The organism is Halomicronema sp. CCY15110, from assembly GCF_016888165.1.
Classification (GTDB): Bacteria; Cyanobacteriota; Cyanobacteriia; order Phormidesmidales; family Phormidesmidaceae; genus Halomicronema.
Genome location: NZ_JACSWC010000200.1, coordinates 1 through 14,923 on the forward strand (window position 1 = coordinate 1; position 14,923 = coordinate 14,923).

General features: G+C 56.3%; 19 protein-coding genes. 4 read left to right on the forward strand and 15 right to left on the reverse strand.

From position 1 onward, the window contains the following. Nucleotides 1-116: 116 nt before the first annotated feature. The 3 genes from cobU to JUK32_RS06195 all read right to left on the reverse strand — a co-directional run bounded on the left by cobU (nucleotide 117) and on the right by JUK32_RS06195 (nucleotide 3,603). Nucleotides 117-680: a bifunctional adenosylcobinamide kinase/adenosylcobinamide-phosphate guanylyltransferase gene (cobU, locus tag JUK32_RS06185; RefSeq protein WP_204137975.1), complete on the reverse strand. Its 564-nt coding sequence runs from the start codon at nucleotides 678-680 to the stop codon at nucleotides 117-119. 99 nt (nucleotides 681-779) lie between these two features. Then, entirely contained in the window at nucleotides 780-1,091 is a 312-nt protein-coding gene (locus JUK32_RS06190; RefSeq protein WP_204137976.1) for a TMEM14 family protein, read from the reverse strand. 55 nt (nucleotides 1,092-1,146) lie between these two features. Then, the gene (locus JUK32_RS06195) at nucleotides 1,147-3,603 is read right to left on the reverse strand and encodes a type II CAAX prenyl endopeptidase Rce1 family protein (protein ID WP_204137977.1); all 2,457 of its coding nucleotides are present in this window, start codon (nucleotides 3,601-3,603) and stop codon (nucleotides 1,147-1,149) included. Nucleotides 3,604-3,605: 2 nt separating this feature from the next. Here JUK32_RS06195 and JUK32_RS06200 point away from each other — a divergent pair, with 2 nt between their 5' ends. After that, complete coding sequence (locus JUK32_RS06200; protein ID WP_204137978.1) at nucleotides 3,606-3,788, forward strand: hypothetical protein; 183 nt, start codon at nucleotides 3,606-3,608, stop codon at nucleotides 3,786-3,788. A 436-nt stretch (nucleotides 3,789-4,224) separates the two neighbouring features. Beyond that, nucleotides 4,225-4,674 (forward strand): Fur family transcriptional regulator, encoded by a 450-nt coding sequence (locus tag JUK32_RS06205; protein ID WP_204137979.1) that lies wholly within the window; start codon nucleotides 4,225-4,227, stop codon nucleotides 4,672-4,674. Between the two features lie 416 nt (nucleotides 4,675-5,090). On the opposite strand, the gene rimM is transcribed toward JUK32_RS06205, so the two are convergent. Then, on the reverse strand, nucleotides 5,091-5,693 hold the full coding sequence (rimM, locus tag JUK32_RS06210; protein WP_204137980.1) for a ribosome maturation factor RimM: 603 nt from the start codon (nucleotides 5,691-5,693) through the stop codon (nucleotides 5,091-5,093). A gap of 8 nt (nucleotides 5,694-5,701) precedes the next feature. After that, nucleotides 5,702-6,997 carry a valine--pyruvate transaminase gene (locus tag JUK32_RS06215; RefSeq protein WP_204137981.1) on the reverse strand — a complete coding sequence of 432 codons (1,296 nt, stop codon included), beginning with the start codon at nucleotides 6,995-6,997 and terminating at the stop codon, nucleotides 5,702-5,704. A 242-nt stretch (nucleotides 6,998-7,239) separates the two neighbouring features. On the opposite strand from JUK32_RS06215, the gene JUK32_RS06220 reads away from it, so the two are divergent. Then, on the forward strand, nucleotides 7,240-8,013 hold the full coding sequence (locus JUK32_RS06220; protein ID WP_204137991.1) for a ZIP family metal transporter: 774 nt from the start codon (nucleotides 7,240-7,242) through the stop codon (nucleotides 8,011-8,013). Nucleotides 8,014-8,120: 107 nt separating this feature from the next. Here the strand turns inward: JUK32_RS06220 and JUK32_RS06225 are convergent, their stop codons facing one another. Beyond that, nucleotides 8,121-8,696 (reverse strand): Uma2 family endonuclease, encoded by a 576-nt coding sequence (locus JUK32_RS06225; protein WP_204137982.1) that lies wholly within the window; start codon nucleotides 8,694-8,696, stop codon nucleotides 8,121-8,123. Between the two features lie 252 nt (nucleotides 8,697-8,948). Here JUK32_RS06225 and JUK32_RS06230 point away from each other — a divergent pair, with 252 nt between their 5' ends. Continuing rightward, complete coding sequence (locus JUK32_RS06230; protein WP_204137983.1) at nucleotides 8,949-9,704, forward strand: aspartate/glutamate racemase family protein; 756 nt, start codon at nucleotides 8,949-8,951, stop codon at nucleotides 9,702-9,704. A gap of 162 nt (nucleotides 9,705-9,866) precedes the next feature. Here the strand turns inward: JUK32_RS06230 and JUK32_RS06235 are convergent, their stop codons facing one another. The 9 genes from JUK32_RS06235 to JUK32_RS06270 form a co-directional block, all read right to left on the reverse strand. Next, a complete protein-coding gene (locus JUK32_RS06235; RefSeq protein ID WP_204137984.1) occupies nucleotides 9,867-10,070 on the reverse strand; it encodes a chlorophyll a/b-binding protein in 204 nt (67 codons plus the stop codon). A gap of 43 nt (nucleotides 10,071-10,113) precedes the next feature. Then, on the reverse strand, nucleotides 10,114-11,235 hold the full coding sequence (locus tag JUK32_RS06240; protein WP_204137985.1) for a DUF3326 domain-containing protein: 1,122 nt from the start codon (nucleotides 11,233-11,235) through the stop codon (nucleotides 10,114-10,116). Between the two features lie 15 nt (nucleotides 11,236-11,250). Further along, nucleotides 11,251-11,424 carry a hypothetical protein gene (locus JUK32_RS06245; protein WP_204137986.1) on the reverse strand — a complete coding sequence of 58 codons (174 nt, stop codon included), beginning with the start codon at nucleotides 11,422-11,424 and terminating at the stop codon, nucleotides 11,251-11,253. A gap of 92 nt (nucleotides 11,425-11,516) precedes the next feature. Continuing rightward, a complete protein-coding gene (locus JUK32_RS06250; protein WP_204137987.1) occupies nucleotides 11,517-11,837 on the reverse strand; it encodes a 2Fe-2S iron-sulfur cluster-binding protein in 321 nt (106 codons plus the stop codon). Between the two features lie 22 nt (nucleotides 11,838-11,859). After that, nucleotides 11,860-11,991: a hypothetical protein gene (locus tag JUK32_RS27950; RefSeq protein WP_255538139.1), complete on the reverse strand. Its 132-nt coding sequence runs from the start codon at nucleotides 11,989-11,991 to the stop codon at nucleotides 11,860-11,862. Continuing rightward, the gene (locus JUK32_RS06255; protein WP_204137988.1) at nucleotides 11,957-12,142 is read right to left on the reverse strand and encodes a hypothetical protein; all 186 of its coding nucleotides are present in this window, start codon (nucleotides 12,140-12,142) and stop codon (nucleotides 11,957-11,959) included. Before JUK32_RS06255 ends, JUK32_RS27950 begins: the two co-directional genes overlap by 35 nt. 258 nt (nucleotides 12,143-12,400) lie before the next feature. Continuing rightward, the gene (locus JUK32_RS06260) at nucleotides 12,401-12,814 is read right to left on the reverse strand and encodes a nuclear transport factor 2 family protein (protein WP_204137989.1); all 414 of its coding nucleotides are present in this window, start codon (nucleotides 12,812-12,814) and stop codon (nucleotides 12,401-12,403) included. Nucleotides 12,815-12,915: 101 nt separating this feature from the next. Further along, on the reverse strand, nucleotides 12,916-13,413 hold the full coding sequence (locus tag JUK32_RS06265) for an orange carotenoid protein N-terminal domain-containing protein (protein WP_309224500.1): 498 nt from the start codon (nucleotides 13,411-13,413) through the stop codon (nucleotides 12,916-12,918). A gap of 442 nt (nucleotides 13,414-13,855) precedes the next feature. Then, nucleotides 13,856-14,824 (reverse strand): Acg family FMN-binding oxidoreductase, encoded by a 969-nt coding sequence (locus JUK32_RS06270; RefSeq protein ID WP_204137990.1) that lies wholly within the window; start codon nucleotides 14,822-14,824, stop codon nucleotides 13,856-13,858. Nucleotides 14,825-14,923: the final 99 nt, after the last annotated feature.

Consider the following 14,923-nt stretch of genomic DNA (forward strand, 5'->3'; position numbering starts at 1 on the left):
TCAACTCTCGATACTGGTAGGTTGAGCGAAGTCGAAACCGGATTGAACGGGTACTTTATTTAGTTGCAGCTCCCTAAGGGGGGTGGGTGGAGACTCAGGGGGCCAACCGTGGCACTTTAACGGATAGGCTCATTAGGTTTCAGCGTAGAAACCGGGGTTCCCAACTGGCGTAGATCGACCGCAAATCCCGCCACTACCAAATAGGTCATATCCGCGATCGCGGCGACCTGTCGAGTCAAATGCCCCAAGCGATCGCGAAAGGTCCGTCCCAGCGGATAGGCCGGCACCACGCCCCAGCCCGTTTCTTCGGCCACCATAATGAGCGTGCCGGGAAAGGTCGCGATCGCGGCCAACAGTGCCTCTACCTCGGCGTCCCAGGCGGCGGTCGATTGTGCCAAACCATTCGCGACCCAGGTGCCCAGCGAATCCACCAGCCAACAATCGGCAGTAGTGGTTTGGGCCAGCACCGAGGGCAAGGCCGCTGGCACTTCCAGGGTTTGCCAAGCCGACGAACGGCGATGCCGATGAGCTTTTACACGGGCCTGCCACTCGGCATCATCAGGGTTGAGGCGCGACGTTGCCACGTACACGACCGATTGAGATTGTTGGGCTGCCAATTGCTCGGCCCATTCACTTTTGCCCGATTTGGTGGGCCCAGTGACTAAGATGCTGTGTCCCATCAGTAACTCTTGAACTTGAGCGATCGCTTAATCACCATTGCCCCGACCAGGATAAAAGCTGTACCGCTAGCGCTGCCGGACAGCGGGCAGGCCGCCACCTTAGAAAACTATGGGAAACAGCGCCATCAGCGTGACCACACCGACGATCACCATGAGGCCAGCGGGCATGAATTTGCGAGTTTTAATGAGGCGGATAATGAACGTTATGACCAGCAAGAGTGAAACCGAGATCGCCAGCCAGCCACCCCAAGCCGCCGCCTGAAGCAACCCCACCCCCGCCACGAGAAGCAAGACGCCAGTGATGATGCCGGAAATTAACGAGGGCTTGCTACCCGCTTTTTGATAGCCAATGACGCCGCCGACTATCGACAGCACGGCATAGATCAAGGTCATGACAATGGCGGGAGACATCGCAGCTGTTCTCTTTTTGGGGTCTGTCTCAGCATAATTGACGCGGCTGCAACCTTCACAAAACTTGGGGTTGTGGCTCCGCGAGGGCCGCCAACTGTCGTTGCCAAAGCCATGCGCCCCAATGAAAAGTCGTCACCGCCCAGAGCGACCCCGTGCTGAAATAAACCACCATGGCCACAATGCCGAGACACAGACAGGGATATAAATCAAAAGTGGGCGCTTTTTGCGGGGGTGATGCGGGGCAACGGCGCGATCGCCAACGGCAGTACCCCAAGAACAATCCCAAACTCACCCCTGACCAGATCAGGCCCGTCCAGAGCCGCACCGCCTCGGTGGGATGGGGCAGCAGCAGCACCCGAAACATCAACTCTTGCAGCAGCGCGGGGGCCAATAGCCCGAGTAGCGCCTGCTTAACCGAGAGGTCAGCGAGACCCTGACTGAGCAAACGGGGCATGGCGGCCAGCGGTGCGTGCGAGTCGATCAATTGCGTGAGCGCAAAGACGCCTAACCCCACTAGCACGAGGCCCCAATCACGCCAGCGGGGCCAACGCCAAGCTTCAATCACCCGCGAAAACGCCGTCGGCACCACCACGAAGTCACCCAATAGGGCCGTTGGCGCGAGGGGCACAATGGTCGGATTTGCACCGCCCACTTGATTGGTGCGCAAAAACCACAGCTCGGCCCCGTGGTTCAGCAAAATTGCCGTGACATTATCGTAGGCCACGCGAGGAATCACCGTGCGCCAGCTGAGCAGGTTGTTAATCGGGGTATTGACGTTGCGAGCGGGGCGATCGCCCGACTCAATGCCCACCAGGTTTTGAGCGCTGTCCTGCCAGTCGGGACGGGCAATGCCGAGGGGCACGAGTTCGCGCTGGACGCTTTGTCCCAAAGCGATCAAATCTTGAAATAGCGCCGTTTGTGGATCATCCGGGTGGTTTTCTAGCCAAGTGCTGATCTCTGGCTGTGCCGTTACCTGATTTTTGATCGCCTGAATCGTCTCGTATAATGCCTGACTCGAATCTTGTACGCAAGATTGGGCGGGCGTCACGATCGCCGCTCCCGTACCATCCCCCGTGCGATAACGGGCCATCATCACCCTCAGTTCGCGCTGAAAGGTGGCTAAGGGATTGAGCGCAATCTCTCCGAATTTGTAAACGTGACTCAAGGAGGGAATTTTGACCAACACATCAGAGATGGGGCGGGTGCCCAGCCAGCCCCGCTGCAAGTTGCCCGCATATTCAGCCCACAGCGTCCGCCCCGACACAATGCCCTGCGGATTGTGGGAATACACTTGGTCGTAAATGATTTGCAGCCGGGGCGTTTGGGTAAAAGGGTCGAGTATCACTTCCCCGAAGCCGTACGCGTAGTGTCCGGTCACGGTGCCGCTGACCGATCGCGGTTCCGCCTGGTCGCCGCCGATGCCGCCAAACAGGTGAATGACTAAAAAGCGATCGCCCAGCTGCCAATCAGGGAGAGCCGTCGGCCCATGGGGCTTCACAAATACCGACTGTGCCGTCCCTTTGCGTTCGGGGGTATGACGCCAGTTGCCAAAATTGATGTAGTTTAGCGCCTCACCCCGACCAGTGATTATCCGCTGCGGCGTGAGTTGAAAGAGACTCCAGGGCGCGATCGCCGTCACCCCAAACACGCCGTCACTGCGCTGCGCCCCATAGATGTACCAGCCCGCTGCCCCAGCGGGCGATCGGGCGATCCATTGTGGGGTGGACTGATGGATCCCATTTTCACCAGCGGCGACCGACGGCCAGTAAACCGTTTCCACAGTGCCGTCAAAGGCTTGCGTAGCCGGATTATAATGCCGCACCCGTTGATATTCACTCGGGCAGGGCTGCTGACTGGGGCAAGCCGCCGCCGCCGGATAAGCGTCATCCGGCCCGAGTACCTGAACCAAACTGTAAAACCGCTCGGGAATTTGCACCGGAATAGCCTGAATCTTCAACACGGCATTCGCCGCATCCAGTTCCAGGCCCTCCTCCGGCAACGCCACAATCATGTTGTCTTGGGGGCGGGTGCCCGCTAGCGATTGCAGCGGCCCCACCTGGGCCCAGCCGTTCAGCCGGGTCGGGTGAATGCGCCCCAACTCCAGGCTAGCGATCGCCGCCTCATTAAACTCAATGCCCCGGGTGACTGTATCCAGATAAGCCTGATTTTCGGGAGTGTCTTGCCACTGCAAGCGCATCCACTGCCCCACCAGCGCGGGCTCAGGACTGGTATAAACTTCCAGCCACACCCAGTCCATCGCCGCCGCTTCAGCCGCCGCTTGCGCCGGCAACACTAAACGTCCCGACCACGTTGTCACTGGTACATAATTTTCCTCGGGAAACTGCTGCGCCGGATAGCTGGCCGGTGCGTTAGGGGTGACCAGGCCGGTTTGCGAGATCGTGGGCGACAGTTGCAGCAGCCACACTAAACCGCATGACAAGAGCGCCAACGCCGCGAAGGCCCAAGCTTGGCCCCTTTTATTTTTGACATTGCGGGAAGATCTGCCAGGCATGAGTGTCTCTCTGGGGTGGCGATCGCCAGGGCCATCGTCAAGCCCAAGGTCAGCCTTATTTTAGTGAAGCTAGCGAGAAAACTATCGCCAAAATATCGAGCGGGCTAGAAAAAGAGGACTGCCCGGCAAGTGAACCCTTACCCCCTTTGACGGCGGTGGCGATCGCCGGGAAGCCGCCGCCTTAGAGTAGTCCAAAGAATAAATCGACCCTCGTCATGCCAGATGTTTCGACTCCGCTTCGCTGCGCTCAACATGACCGGCTTATGTCATTCCGACCAACGGGAGGAATCCCGGTTAGATAACTTTTTACTTGGAACACTCTTAGCAAACCGATACACCCTCATACCGTGCGCCTACACCATTGAGGACTATTCCCGCCGGGGCCGATAGTGCCCCAGCCATGACGACTACCACTGTGGAATTGGCATATTTCGGCCAGCACAAGCTAAAGTGGTACTGAGTATGGATTACTGGTTGTCAGTATTCATGTTCCGGACTCAAGCCAATGATGGGATGCCTGTAACTGCTGTCGATTGACCTCCTATGAGGCCAGCGATCGCAACTAGCACACATGGATGGCAATCCCCCATCTGTTCGTCGAATCTGTGGAGCCCACTTGAGATGGAGAGCCCAACGGCCACCCAACCAATCCGTTCCCTAGAAGATGCCTTTGAACGCTGTCAGGCCTTGAAGATGCGTCTGAGCCGACAACGCCGCTACATTTTAGAGCTGCTGTGGGAAGCCAAGGAGCACTTATCGGCTCGCGAAATCTACGATCGCCTCAATCGTCAAGGGTGTGATATCGGCCACACCTCGGTGTATCAAAACCTGGAAGCCCTCTCTGAGCAAAATATAATTGAGTGCGTAGAGCGCTCAGATGGTCGGCTGTATGGCCATATCAACGATGCCCACAGTCACGTCAATTGCCTGGATACTGAGCAAATTATCGATGTTCGGGTGGAGCTGCCACCAGAGTTGATCCGTCAGGTCGAAGCGCAGACGGGCACTAAGATCACAGAATATCGGGTTGACTTTTTTGGCACCCGGCAGACGGAAACAGAAACGATTTAAATGCCAAATACTTCTTTGGTGAAGAGAACTAGAATTGCGCCAAATACGATCGCGGCCAGTACCAAATCCATATCAATTACCCTGAAAAATCCTGCGTGTGCTTGAGCTGCGCCAAATTTGCTAGCACGCATCTACTCGCGTTTACTAACGTACAGTACCCAATCTAGCGACCTGGGTTAAGTAGGGAGCCACCTATCTTGACAGAAACCCCATCAGATGGCCCGTACCCTTGTGAGTTCGAGGATAAGCCCTAGCTGGTGACTGCGGCTTGAGTTGTCGATTGTGGCCCACGTACGATGGGGGGATTAAGGCCTGCCGCCCCTTGGGGAAGAGGGCAAAAAACAGCCTGTCGAACAGACATTAGCCGTCCCAGACTCCATTCCGCCAAGAGATCCGCCCCTGTCATCAACCGGTGATTAATCGGGCAAGAGTCCTGGCGGTGGGTTAACCACCACATAGCCCGCTGCAATGTCTACTATTGGCACAATCTCTTCGACAAAGGGAATGAGCACGGGCAGGGCCGGCTTCGATTTACGCTTTTGCGTCGCGTCAGTGTCTGGTTGAGGCGGTGCCGCCGCGAAGTCTGGGAAAAGTTCGATCGCGAGCAAATCATTCCCCGCTGCGTAAATATCGACCACCGTGCCGATCTCTTCTCCGGTGCTCTGGAGTCGAATGGTGAGGCCCACGAGGTCCGCCACATGAAACTCCCCCGGCGCGAGGGCGAGGCGATCGCCCGTCACAATCAACAGCCGTGCCTCTCGCAGGGCTTCCACTTGGTCGCGATGATTCACTCCCTGGAGCTTGATGACATAGAGTCCTTTGCCCGCCAAAACGCGACCAGAGACCAATTTCACGATTTCGGGCTCGGTGTGTCCCGGTTTTAGCAGCCAGCGATCGCCCGGCTCTAAAAAGCGCTCGGGAAAATCGGTGTCAGGATACACCCGCATCTCACCATTTAGCCCCTGGGGGGCGACGATGCGACCAATTTCGGTCCAGTTATCAGATAAAGTTTCGTTCATCGCTGTTGTTAGGAGCCCACTGCCGCTGCTGCCAGACTGGGCTGATACAGCGCCGTGACGACAGTCGCCAAATGTTGAATGGCCTGGTCAATGTCGCGATCGCCCGCCGTCAGGCTGATACGAATGCATTGACGAGTGTGTGCCCAATCGTCACGTAAACCTGGGAAGAACGGGTCACCGGGCACCACAATTACCCCGTACTGCTTTAGCTGCTGATATAGTTCGCGATCGGTCACGGGCAACTGGTCGAACCAGAGCCAAGCGAAGATGGCCCCTTCGCCCCGGTGCAAATACCACGGCACATCAGCAGGCATGTACCGATCCAGGCTGTCGGCAAGAATGGCAAATTTATTGCGGTAGTAGGGGCGAATCACCGTGTCGGACAGGTGGGCCAGAGCCCCAGAGGCGATCGCCCGCGCCGCGATCGCCTGCCCGTACCGTGATGAGTGAATGCAGAGATTGGTCTGAAACGACTGCAAGATTTGGATGATGGACTCATCACCCAGGGCAATGCCAATCCGTTCACCCGGGAGTCCCGCCTTCGACAAACTGAGGCAATGCACCATATTGTCGCGAAAAATCGGCGTCATTTCCGTAAAGTTGAGGGCGGGATACGGCGGCGCATAGGCCGAATCCACAAAGACCGGCACGTTATGGGGGGCGGCCAAATCGGCGATGCGGTGGACTTCGTCATTCGTCAACACGTTGCCCGTGGGGTTGCAAGGGCGCGAAAACAGCACAAACCCGGTGCGATCGGTGATTTCTAGCTGGCTAAAGTCAGGGCGATATTTAAAGGAATGGGCAGTGGCATCAACATCCAACGCGGGCTTGTAGGCGCGCAGCGCTTCGGGATAGAGCGAAACTCCACCGTAGCCAGTGTAATCAGGGCTTAGCGGCAGCACGATTTCCCGCAATTGCCCAGCCGCGGTGTAGCCGCCGAACGCATTGGCCGCAAAAAAGTACAGCGATTGACTCCCCGGTGTAATGAGGATATTCCGCTCCGTCAAATTGAGCCCGTAGCGCTGATTAAAATCTGCCAGCACGGCCTCGATCAGCGGTTCGTACCCCTGACTAGAGCCATAGCGACACACCACCTCGCCATATTCCGAACTGTCCAGCAGCTCAGCCGTACAGTCGCGCCACAGCTGCTCGATCTCGGGCAAAATTACTGGATTGCCTGCACTCAAATTAATGAAAGACTGGCCCTGGCCCGCTCGCAAGGTTTCAATAATGTCTTTCATGATGGCTCTCACCCCCGTCAGGTGAGACATTTGATCGCCAAATTGGGTCAGGGCAGGATTCATAGGTCAACCAATGAAGGGCAGGGATGGACACGCGATCGCGGTCACCGGGTGAGCGAGTCTTGCCAGAATAACATTCTTAATTCGCCATCAGCGCAGGAATTCGGGGGGCTGCCACAGACGAGTTATCCTTCCCCTGGCGACTGTCACCCATCAACCGCAACCACTCCGACCCGGTAGTTGCCTTGAAATCGACTAGCCTGAAGGAGATCCATCAGTTCAGCATGGAAAAGGAGATGACCCGCGTGGACACAGTAGCGTTAGGGGCGATCGCGAGCCTCGTCGCCGGACTCGGCACCGGCGTTGGGGCCTTGCCAGTGTTGTTGCCCTGGATGCCCGATACCAAGGTAGAAGGGGTGCTGTTGGGCATTGGGGGTGGCATCATGCTGGCCGCGACCTCATTTTCGCTAATTGTGCCGGGAACTGAAGCAGCGGTGGATTTGGGCTATTCCGAAGCGATCGCCGCGCTTATCATGGGCCTGGGCATTTGTCTGGGCGGCGGCCTGCTCTGGCTCGTCCACAACCGCTTCCCCCACGAGCACATTTTTAAGGGAAAGGAGGGGCCAGCGGTGGCGAATTTGAAACGCATTTGGCTGTTTGTCGCCGCGATTACCCTCCACAACTTTCCCGAAGGATTGGCCGTGGGAGTCGGGTTTGGCTCAGGCAATACAACTCAAGGCTTGACGCTCGCCCTGGGCATTGCCCTACAAAATATGCCGGAAGGGTTGGTCGTTGCCTGGTCGCTTAAGAGCCTGCATTATTCCCCCTTCTACGCCCTCGGTATTTCCACCCTGACGGGACTGGTGGAACCCGTTGGTGGCCTGGTAGGGGCAGGACTCGTCAGCATTGCCCAAGAAGCCCTGCCTTGGGGCATGGCCTTAGCAGCGGGAGCCATGCTGTTTGTGATTGTGGATGAAATTATTCCCGATATTTCCCAAAAGAGCCTAGGCCAAAGCGGCACCCTGGGGGTCATGGCAGGCTTTGTCGTGATGATGTGCCTGGATATTGCCTGGGGCTAAAGTCCTGCTCGCCGTCAATTTGCGCCTTCTTGCCCTCACCTGAGGTCTGCAAAACCAGCCCGGCACACCGCTGACACGGCAGTTCTGAGACCAGAAACCGGGAGCTTTCAGTCAATCGCCAGCACTGCAGCCGCACTCACCGCAAAGTTTGGGAAGGTCGGAGATTGCACGATATCTTCTCCCGTGAAAACGGCGGCTTCATACCCTGCTGCTGTGAGGCTGAGCACGGTGACTTGAGACTGCACCGGATCGATAATCCAATATTCAGGGATGCCGCGCCACTCATACTGATTGCGCTTTTCCAAGTAGTCGCGGCGATGATTCTCAGTGCCGGGGCTGACCACCTCGACGATTAATATCGGCGGAGCCATGTCCAGGGTAATCGCCGCCTGCCCTAGTGCCCGCATTTGTTCGGGATGTTCAGGACGCAGCACCGTCAGGTCAGGATATCGATTTTTGGGTTGCCCTGGCACGGCGATCACGACCCCTTGCAGACGAATCTGGCGCATTCCCACCAGAACTTTGAGCGCTTCATACAGTTGCATGGCACGGCACAGGTTTTCGTCCGATTCCGGGGGCATTTCAACCAGTTCTCCATTAGTCAATTCGTAATAGGCGTCGGTGCCCTCGGTGTAGTTGAGGAAGTCTTCAAAGGTTTGAAGTTGGTGGGGTGTTTGAATCATGGGAGAGGGAATTTGAGCAGTTATTCAACCGGTGTTTGGCGACTTGAGCCGCCTAAAAGCAAAATTAGTGGAATGGCCATTTGTGGTGGCAACTCAGGTCACTCGGGTGCACAGTAACCATTGTGAAATATCCTCGGAGAACGCTCGCGATCGCGTCCCTGACTTTATGTTAATCCCCGACAGTTAGCCGTTAGCCGCTCAATTACAGTGGAAACTGCCTAAATGCAAACACTCGATTTCCGTAAGATGCCCATGACTGCAACTCCCACCTGTCGGATCAAAGTAATTAACGGCAATACCTGTGAGCCGATGACGCAAAATATTGACGCGACAGCACAGGCGGCTAAGTTTTCCCACACCGAAATCATTACCGTTACCCCGAATGCCGGGCCAATTTCGATCGAGGGTTTTTACGATGAATATCTGGCGATCCCAGGCGTGTTGGAACAAATTATCTTAGACTCGGACTCAGATGCCTTCATTCTGGCCTGCTGGGGGGATCCGGGCCTTGAGGCGGCGCGGGAAATCACTACAAAACCCGTCGTGGGCATTGCCGAAGCCAGTCTTTATGTAGCGAATATGCTGGCGGCCAAGTGGAGTGTCGTGACGACGCTACACCGGGCGCGGGATATGGCCGAAAAAACCGTGCAAAAAGCAGGCATGACGGAGCGCTGTGCATCTATCCGCACCACTTCGCTATCCGTTTTAGATACGGAAAACGATCGCGCCCACACGGTCGAAGTCTTGGCGGCAGCTAGCCAATTAGCCATTGCAGAAGATGGTGCGGAAGCGATTTGTCTCGGCTGTGCAGGCATGAGCGGACTTGAAAAGCAGTTGGAAGAACGGCTCGGAGTGCCCGTCATTGACTCCGTCGCCGCCGCTGTCAAAATGGCGGAATCGCTGGTCAGTTTAGGCAAACTCACCAGCAAGCAACTGACCTATCGCCAACCTGAGAAGAAAACGATTCGGGGCTATGGCGATCACTTTCAAGTCAAAAATTTCGCCTAAGCGGATGGTGTGACCAGGAGGGTGGATGTAGCGCCGGATATCCCAGTGCTTGATCTTGACATTGAGATAATGTACGCCAACCCCAGCTATGGGGCCGAGTAACCGCTGATCGAGCAGTCCCTGTCTTGTTGCCCAATCTGTTTGTCTCGACGCCCCGATGGTTTAGAAGCCGAGCCAGGTCAGAAAATCCTGCCGAGTAATCAGCTCTAGCAGCAGCAACGCCACAAAGCCGATCATGGCAAAGCGACCGTTGATGCGCTCGGCGTAGGCATTCCAGCCAAAGCTGGGGAGGCTTTCTGCGGTTTCGGTGGCCGAGTCAGGTGTTTCGGGAGTTGTCGTTGAGGGGGCCTGGGGGTCAGCAGTCATGATGATCCGTGATGAGCGATGGACGTTAATTTCCCTAGCTACCTTAGCCCAAGAGGGCGTTCTGTGGAAGCGATGCCGGGCCTGATGACAGTGAATCGGTGGACAACGAGGTTTCGGCGTCGGGCTGAATCTGGGGCAGGTGGGGCGCGATCGCCCCGGCATCAATGCCGGCTTTATGTGCCGCCATCACCCCGATCGCTTCCAGATAGGAGCGAACTCGCAGGGCGCGGACGCCGACTTTTTCTGGGGTGATGGCTAGGGTCGTGGTGTTTTCTTCGACCGCGATGAGCTGGGCGGTGGTGCCACTCAAACTCAGCAGACCACTACCCCCAAAGGCCGTCGCCGGAGCAATGACCGCATCCACTTGGTCACGACTGAGGACATCCGGCTGACGATCTCCTGACGTGACAAACTGCGGTGCCCGGCTCAGTCCCGCCAACACGCAGGGTAAAAAAGTGTGGCCTAGCTCCTCAGCGGCGGATTTTGGCGACAGAGTGGGGTCTAGCGACAGCGGGCTTAAGGCGGGTGCATGGGCACAGGGAATTTGCAAATGCCGCACCAGCAAATGGCTAATGACGGCTTCGGCTCCGGCTAACGGATCAACCCCCTGGCCCTGACGGTAGTGATGTAACGCGATCGCATCTTCTTCTTCGGGAAAGCGCACCACCACCGCGATCGCCTCTGCCCCCAGCTGCACCAACCGCTCGGCGGCCCGCAACAAGGTACCAGAATTAGCAATGGTGCCCCACGTCGCACCAGACTCAGCGGTTTGCAGCGTCACCCCCACGGGGGCATCCGTCACCACATAGTCCGTCATTGCCAGCCCCAAGGTGGCCCGGGCCGCGTCGGCGGCTTGCAAATGTCGCCAGCGCAAGGACTCCTCAATCCCGGCATCCAACAGCAGTCCAACGCGGTTGCGATGCACCGGACGCAACCCCCACTGTCCTGCCGCAAACTGATCGAGACCGTAACCCTCGACATACAGCACATTGGGCAAAGGCCAATAGAGCTGAGCCCCGTTCAAGACATTGGGGTGGGTAATGACGGTATCGGCCACCTGAGCGATCGCGCGCACCACGGGCAACGCGTCCCCGGCATAGCCGCCAATGGCTGCCCCCACCCCCGTCGGCACAATCATTACTGCCGTGTAAGGTCGTTGCAACATGGGGCGATTCAACCGTTACTTTTCGGTGACGACGGCTTCGACTTTCACCGTTTTGGTCGTGTCATCCACGTCTGCGATCGCCCACCGCAGCGGTTCGCCTCGCTTTTGCAATTCCGCCTCCACTTTCTGAGGCAACTCTGCCGGATTTTCAGTCAAATCGATTTCGGCGGCGATGAAGTGAGTGGTCATGACGATGCTCCAAACTTGAGTATTTCAACGACTCAGCGGCGATCGCTGAGCCTGGCTAAACGTGACCCGTTAACCAAAACCAGTTGAAAATTTTAGGAAGGCTGACCAAACTGCTTTTGGTAAACCACGTCCTCTTTTTCCGTTTCCAGCTTAATATCCGACCGAGGCAAGGCCACACACAGCAAAGCATAGCCCTCCGCCTGCAAATCTGGCCCGACTCCCATGCCCTCGGTCTGATCCACCGAGCCCTCGATAATCAATGCCGCACAAGTGGTGCAAACCCCGGCACCACAAGAAAACGGCAGATCCAATCCGGCTTCGTTGGCCGCCGTCAGAATCGGCTTATCTTCCGGTACCTGAATGCTGGTGACGTTGCCCTGGTGCTTAATCTCAACAGTATACGTATTGGCCATGAACGCTTATTTAACAGTGATCTCACAAGTGTAAACGACAGGTGTCGGCTGACCAGGTGATTTTGGTTGAGGTGAGCCACACCGGAATGCGCGATCGCGGGTGAGCGATCGCGGCGGCATTACCCGTTTGCGTCAGCCGCCGGAAAAATCTCATCAAACTCGGCGATCAAGTCATCCATCTCTTCCAGCGCCTGATTCACATCAATGCGCAGCATCCCAATGTCAGGTTGGTCTAAAAGCTTGACCAGAGCTTCTCGCTTGCTGCGAATCAGCTCTACCCGGTCGCGAATTGCTTGCTTTTCCATCTTGTTTCGCCACTCTGCAGTTAACTTCTAATAAGATAGGCAACTTTGGTGCCGGAATAAAGCTAACTTCCCAGATTTCCCAGTGGATGAAGGGTACCGACTGGCCTGAAATAGCTGACTTGCGCCCACCTAGAAGCCCCGTAGTGCCAAGGTTGAAGGGCATGGCAGCAATCGCCATGTCGCCCAGTGTCGCCTTCATTTGAACTTCCAGCGTTTAGTCGCTCAGTCCAAATGGCGGCGTCCTCAATCCTCATGTCCTTAAGGACGCAGGCTCAGCAGTTCTTGCATGGAAGCGAGCAACTTAATCTCAGCCGAACGAATTTGCTCAGTTTCGTCAATCTCAAATGTCCAGGCCACGTTGACCTTGAAGACGAGGGCTTTCACTCGGCCCTTGACTAAAATTCGGCGACTACTAGCATCCGTCTGCGTAACCTCCAGCATTTCTGGATAGGCCTGCATCCCTTCAGCTTCAGCTTTGAGGTACTGAGCGATCGCAGCAGTGCCCACGATCGCTGACTCAAACGGCGGATGTAACGCTCCATCGATGGCAAACAGCGCTGCCGTCGCATCAAAATCGCCAGCATTGAAACTAGAAAAGTAATGCTCAACAATCGTCTCAGCCGGTAGATCGTCGGCCTGCAGTGAACTGGGGTAGGGTTTGGTGGAAGCCATAAAAAGTCGCGACAAGTTTACGAATGCGTGAAATACCAGTGCCTGACTTAGCGACGCACTAAGAGGCAGTGCCGCATAAACCAGGCACTGGCAAGGACGGCTTAAGCCAAGGGATCGACTCCCATGGCAACGACGGTCTGACGCATCACAGTAATCTGCTGACCAAACTCCAGGCGGGTGATATCGCCGAAGACCTGGAGGGCAACATCCGATAGCTTGTAGTACGCAGGTACCGGAATCACGACACCCTCGTCCATGAGAACCGCAAGCTGGTACCAGAATGCCAGTTTGGTGTTGTTGGTTAAAACCCCATAAGCGCGGGTCTCAGGAGTGCTATTGTTTTCGACCAAGTCACGCATGAATTGCAACTGAAGGGGATGAGGCATGGCTTGCACTTGCTCCAGCAGACCAGCGGCAAACTGCAACCGTGCCGCCCCCGGAGCCGCAGGCGTAATCGAGCGCCCCATGTTTTTGTAAAGCGTCCAGAGCAGACCCAGTTGATCGTCCGTTGTCAGCCGCTGGATCGCATTAACCGTGGCCTCAACAGGATTAATTGAAGTGGTTTGGCTGTTTAGAGTTGTCACCGTAGAGTAGGCCACAAAGACCTCCTTGTGTAAATTATTTGTCCTGCTACATAAAGAAATGTAACAAATAAAAACATTTTCGACATCCCAGTTCCATAGAAAAGCGTTATGTGCATTCAAGAGGATTTTAATGCTGGCGATCAACTAAGGTGATCCACGGCAATCCCCAGCAACTCGAACTTTGGGTAGTGCGGGTTGCCGAAATTCAGGCGATTTTGCTGCGGGGATTTTGTTTTTACCTTGAAGAAAGAATTCCATGCAGAAAAGGATTCCATGCAGACACGACAGGATTAACCATGCCAGCTACGATTCCTACGCTACTAACGCTCGCGATTTTTGCCTGGTCGATATTTATCGTGTTGGGGCAGTTGGGCGGCTAGTTGCGATCGCCCTCTCTACTCAAGCAATGGGCTGAAAATTTCATCCCGCGATCGCTCCAGCCCCGTTGCGGTTTGGCCTAAATCATTACGGCATCGAGCGATCGCCTCAGCGATCTGGGCATCTCGGCCCCGCGCCCAAACCGCACCACCAGATCAGGCCGACCAGAGCTCAGTCCTAACGCCCTGGCAAAGGCAAGTCGCAAACTCGCCTCCTCGACGGGCTGGTTGATAAAGGCATTGCGAATCCCCAGAGCCGTCGCCTGCAGAGCAAACCGTTCGTAACAGCGTCCCGCCTCTATCCAATGAGCCTGGTCATCCACAGCAGAGACAAAGACGGCAATACCGGCGGAACTGCGGACATAGCGGGCGATTTTTTCGTTCTCCGGCTTTGCCCGAAACAAGACTTTGGACAACAGCGTCCCCAGCCAGCGGGGGATCGGCGGATTGCCCGTTGCCCGCCCCGAAAGACCATCCCCGGTGCGGGTCGCCTCTTGATCATTAAAGCGAATCCACGATTGCAGCTCCTGCATAAAAGCTGGGTTGTTGAACTGCGCGGTGTTGCCCTGCACGACATAGCCCAGAACGGTTTCTATAGCGGTGGGGGACGTCAGCATCAGGACTCGTACGCCGTCGCCCGTCCCGGCCATTTCTAACTGGTGTAGCTCATCGGGAGTGAGGGGGTAGCCATCGTACTCGGCACGGGTGCATTGACGGTGCGGGATGGCCTCGAATAGAGGCGTGACGCGCTTCTCTGCCGGTTGAAGCTGGATGCGCACAGCGCCGTCGCCAGCGGGATCAAAGCGACACTGGGCCGATAGCCCCTGAGCCAGGGCTGCCTGGATCAGGTTCTCAGCAGCGCAGCCCAAGGAGACATAGAGATGATGGTCATCGGGATCGACTACGGGGCAGCGCCGCGATCTGTCCGGCAGGATGATGATGACTTGATCCTCATTCCGAAACTTCCAGCACTGGGTATTGTGGCTGGAGGGGGCGAGGGTCGCGTAGTAAACGAGTTCTCTGAATTGCTCAGGGTTGAGAGAGTTCATAGGGGGCTCCTCTGGGTTGTTAGGCTACTAAGTACACATAAGTTATCCGTCATGACTGGCCCGTGATTCAGCCCCCTAAATCCCCCAAATTTGGGTATT